Source organism: Streptomyces boluensis (assembly GCF_009908195.1).
Lineage (GTDB): Bacteria > Actinomycetota > Actinomycetes > Streptomycetales > Streptomycetaceae > Streptomyces > Streptomyces boluensis.
This window is the reverse complement of record NZ_JAAAHS010000518.1, coordinates 1-4392: the sequence shown is the minus strand read 5'-3', so window position 1 is coordinate 4392 and position 4392 is coordinate 1. Positions and strand designations below refer to the sequence as shown.

The window sequence follows — 4392 nt, the reverse complement described above, 5'->3', positions numbered from 1 at the left end:
CGGCAGCTCCGTGACGCCTCGCTCTCCGTCACGGCCCGCTCCGTCACGCTCCGCTCCACGCAGAACTCGTTGCCCTCCGGGTCGGTGAGCGTCACCCAGCCCCGGCCGTCCTCGGTGCGGTGGTCGGCGAAGGGCCGGGCGCCGAGGGCCAGGAGGCGGGTGACCTCCTCGTCGCGGGTGCGGTCCTGTGGCTGGAGGTCGACGTGCAGCCGGTTCTTGACGCTCTTGGCCTCCGGCACGGTCACGAAGAGGAACGGCACCCCCGCCCACTCGACCAGCGCCTCCGGGTCGCCGGGCGCGTCCTCGTCGGACACCTTCCCGCCCAGGACCTGGGCCCAGAACTCCGCCTGGGCGTAGGCGTCGTGACTGTCGTACGTGAGGTGGCGCACGTGGGAGGTCATGCGGGGATGGTGGCGTGGCGGGGTGAGGAAGTCCAGGCGATAAAAATCCCTCGCCGAAAGGGGCCGGGCGCCCGGCCCGTCCCCTCCCGCAGGCGCGCGTCGACGGTCACTCCACGAAGTACGTCGGGTTGGGGAGCTTGTACAGCTTGTCGGCGTAGCCGCCCTTGAGGTCGGAGTGCTGGTCGCCGAAGCTGCCGATGATGTCGTAGCCGGTGGACTCGATGTGCTTCCGGGTGCCCGCCTTGTACTGCACGGTGGTGCAGTTCCAGTGCTCGGCGGTCGCGCAGTCGCTCAGGTAGGACGGCGGGTTGGCCTTGTTCTTGAAGAACGCGTGGCCGGCGTCGAGTTCGGCGGTGACGCCGACCTTGGTCAGGTTCTCGACCGCGGCCTCGCGCTTGTCCTCACCGAGGCCGGTGAGGAAGAAGACCTGGACACCGTGGTCCTCGGCGTACTCGATCAGCTGGGGCACGCCGAAGACGGCCGGGCGGTCGGCCCGCTCCACGTACTCGTTCCAAGTGTCGTTGTCGTACGTGTAGTTGGTGCGCTTCTCGTAGTCGATGCTGAGCAGCACCGTGTCGTCGATGTCGAGGACGATCGCCGGGCGGTCGCCCCCGGACCCGCTGTGCGTGGCCGCCTGGCGCTTGATGTCGCGCTTCGCCCTGGCCAGGACGTCGGCGACGTCCTCGGCGTAGTCGCTGTCCGCGGACGCCCGGTAGACGCCGTCGTCACCCTGGGTGATGCCGTAGTAGGCGTCGATCTCGCCGACGAGCTGTCCGATGTTGTGGGGTTCGTTGCCGCTCCTCGCCTCCGTGGTCCGGGAGTTGGCGGTGTCGGAATCGGTGTCGGCGGTGGCGATGCCGGCGCCCCACAGGGCTCCGCCAGCGAGGGCGCAGGCGGTGGCGATGCTCGCAGCTCTGAAGGACTTACGCATGGATGAAGGCTCCGGATCCGGCCTGAACGGCCATGAGGGCAGGGCGGACCGGGCGGCGGGGAGACGGCCCGCGCACCAGGTCGCCCTCATGTCTACGCGCGTCACACATGCGTGGCAAGACTCTTTGCTCATCGTTTTCGCGACGACTCGGCGGACGTCCGCGTTGCCCAACAGCCAGGCTGGACACACCATTTGCCAGGAGGCCGAGCGGGCCATTACGGTCCCGGCCAACTCGATCATCTACGCGCGTCGCGTCGTGCCGCGTCGCGCCGCGTCGCCAGGGAGAGCTCCATGAGCATGCGTCAGGCCATCCTGAGCACATTCGTCCTGCTCGGTACGTTCGGTACGGCAGGTGCCGTGGCCGCGACGACGGGAGTGACGACGGGAGCGACCACGGCCCGGACGAGTGCCGAGCCGTCGGTCGCGGCCAGTGGATGGCAGCGGGTCGGAGACGACATGAGAAGCGGGATCAGCGGACTCGCCGTCACCTCGCACTCGGGCGGCGCCTACCGCGCCCTGATAGCCCTGGACAACAAGCGCCCCGGAGAGAACCGCATCGCCCAACTCACGTACCACCCCGGCGATTCCGGGGAGAAGGCCGCCGTACGGCCACTCGACTGGAAGGGCGGTGCCGAGCCGATCGACCTGGAGGCGCTCGAAAAGGTGCCGGGCACCTCCGACGAGTACCTGGCCGTGGCGAGCCGGGGCCTCGTCTACCACCTCGAGCTCACCGCCGACGGGAACGCGGTCGAGGTCCGCGACCTCTCGCCGCTCCCGGCGATCGGCCAGGGCGACAACTTCGAGAGCTTCACCCTCGTTTCGCTCCACGGCGAGCCGGCGGCGGTCTGGGCCGACCGGGGCGAGGGCGACGGCCGGGCCGCGACGCTCTACGCGGCACCACTGTCGTTCAACAAGTACGGGGAGCCGGTGTTCGGCACCGTGACGAAGGCCGCCTACCGCGCGCCGTATCCCACACGGGACGTCCGGCACGCCTCCGACATCTCCGTCACCGAAAAGGGCCGACTGCTGATCGCTTCGGCGTCGGACGAGGGGGACGACGGGCCGTTCGACTCGGCGGTGGCCGACGCGGGCTCGGTGTCGCTCGACGGCTCGGGCCGGGTCCGGCTCACGGTTGCCAAGTCCCCTGAAGTTCTTGGCAAGTTCGAGGTCCACAAGGTCGAGGGCGTGGACTGCGTGCCCGGCTCCGGCGTCGCGGTCCTCGGCACGGACGACGAGAACGCGGGCGGCGCCGTCACGACCGCCCGTATCTGCGACTGACCTGCGTCACGCCGACGCGACGAAAGTCCACCGTCCCCTCCGGTACGTCCATGGCCCCCGGCCCGCGCCGGGCCAAAGACTCCCCGGCATTGCCGCGCGCGAACAGCCGAGGGAGCTGCCGATGTCCGAAGACAGATCCGAGGACAGATCCGAAGACGGATCCGAAGACAGAGATGTACGCGAGAGTCGGCCCAGTCGGAGGCGGGTGCTCGCCGTGTCCGCGAGCGCCGCCGCCGGGGCCGCCGTTCCGCTGCTCGGCGGGGGCGGGACCGCCCAGGCCGCCGGGGCGCGGGGCACGGACGGGCGTGCCGCCGGGGCGCGGGGCACCGTCACGCACCGGGGCATCCGTCCCGACGACCCCGACGGCCGCGCCCCGCTCGGCACTCCGCGGCGCGGGTTCCGGTACGAGATGTCGTACAACGCGAGCGACCTGAGCAGTCCGTGGAAGAACGAGGAGGACCACTCGCCGGACGCCGCCGCGACCCTCGACCTCCTGGAGCGCGAGTACGGCCCCGGCGCCCACCTCACGCAGCTGTACTTCTACCTCTGGGAGTACGCCACCACCGACATCCCGCAGAGCGCGCTCGACAACATCGAGAAGGTCTTCGCCGGGCTGCGCCGCAAGAAGTACGCGGCCGTGCTGCGCTTCGTCTACGACGACGGGGTGCGCGAGGGCCGCCGCTACACCGTGCAGCACATCCAGCGGCACATCGCCCAACTCGCCCCGCTGGTACGCCGCAACCGTGATGTCGTCGCCGTCTGGCAGGCCGGATTCCTGGGCGCCTGGGGCGAGTGGCACGGGAGTTACTACCAGCACGAGAACTACCCCGAGGCCGTCACCGAGATCATGACGACCCTGGTCGACGCGCTGCCGCCGGGCATGCACACCCAGGTCCGGTACGCGGAGAAGCGCAACATGATCCAGAACGAGGCGATCCTCGACCGGGTCGGCTTCCACAACGACTACATGACGCTCGGGGAGGGGGAGTGGGACTACTACGTCCCGGCCAACCCGCAGTGGAAGACGTACCTGGACGTCACCACCGACCGCATGGTCGACGGCGAGATGCCCTGGGACAAGGGGCAGAGCGAGGACCCGTACGCCTGGAGCAAGGTCATTCCGGGCGTGCCGACGGCCCGACGGCTCCAGACCTTGCGCTACGACTCCCTGTCGATCGTGCACAACGCCACCGTCACCGTGCCCGCCTGGCGCACCACCGACATGACGGAGGCCGAGGCCCGCGAGGCGCTGTTGCCGGTGTCGGACGGGTACTTCAGGGACCGTAGCGGGAAGGCCGTGCCGCGCAGCCAGTTCGAGTACCTGCGTGACCACTTGGGCTACCGCGTCGAGGTCCGCGAGGCCCGCCACACGCTCGCCGGGGGCCGTCTGGACGCCGAGGTCGACGTGGTCAACCGCGGCTTCGCCCCGCCCAAGCACCCGCGCCCCGTCCGCCTCGTCCTGCTCGACGCCGAGGGCCGCACGGTCGCCTCGGCGGACACCGGCGCCGACTGGCGGAAGTGGCGTCCGCAGGGCCGCGCGGAGACCACGGACGACCACGGCGAGCCGCCCGTCTCGACGGTACGGGGCACTTTGACGCTCCCCGAAGTCCCTGCCGGCACCTACCGGTTGGGCCTCGCCCTGCCCGACCCGGACTTCGACGGCGCCCACCTCGCGGTGCGGTGCGCGAACGCGACCGTGGCGTGGGTGGACGGGGTGAACGTGGTGGCCGAGGTGCGGGTCGGGGGGCGCGGCTGAGGGTGCGCGGCTGAGGGGTGCATGGG

4 protein-coding genes are annotated in these 4392 nt (G+C 70.6%); 2 read left to right on the top strand and 2 right to left on the bottom strand.

Annotation, left to right across the window (positions count from 1 at the left end):
• Together GUY60_RS35010 and GUY60_RS35005 are read right to left on the bottom strand one after the other, a co-directional pair.
• On the bottom strand, positions 1-401 hold a 401-nt coding region (locus GUY60_RS35010), incomplete at its 3' end, for a VOC family protein (RefSeq protein WP_161705337.1).
• A gap of 106 nt (positions 402-507) precedes the next feature.
• Positions 508-1332: an HAD family acid phosphatase gene (locus tag GUY60_RS35005; RefSeq protein ID WP_161705334.1), complete on the bottom strand. Its 825-nt coding sequence runs from the start codon at positions 1330-1332 to the stop codon at positions 508-510.
• A 291-nt stretch (positions 1333-1623) separates the two neighbouring features.
• Here GUY60_RS35005 and GUY60_RS35000 point away from each other — a divergent pair, with 291 nt between their 5' ends.
• On the top strand, positions 1624-2610 hold the full coding sequence (locus GUY60_RS35000; RefSeq protein ID WP_161705332.1) for a hypothetical protein: 987 nt from the start codon (positions 1624-1626) through the stop codon (positions 2608-2610).
• A gap of 214 nt (positions 2611-2824) precedes the next feature.
• The gene (locus GUY60_RS34995) at positions 2825-4366 is read left to right on the top strand and encodes a DUF4874 domain-containing protein (RefSeq protein WP_161705330.1); all 1542 of its coding nucleotides are present in this window, start codon (positions 2825-2827) and stop codon (positions 4364-4366) included.
• The last annotated feature ends 26 nt before the right edge of the window (positions 4367-4392 follow it).

Coding starts and splice junctions, on each gene's coding strand:
- GUY60_RS35005 (WP_161705334.1), bottom strand. CDS start 1,332: ATGCGTAAGTCCTTCAGAGCTGCGAGCATCGCCACCGCCTGCGCCCTC.
- GUY60_RS35000 (WP_161705332.1), top strand. CDS start 1,624: ATGAGCATGCGTCAGGCCATCCTGAGCACATTCGTCCTGCTCGGTACG.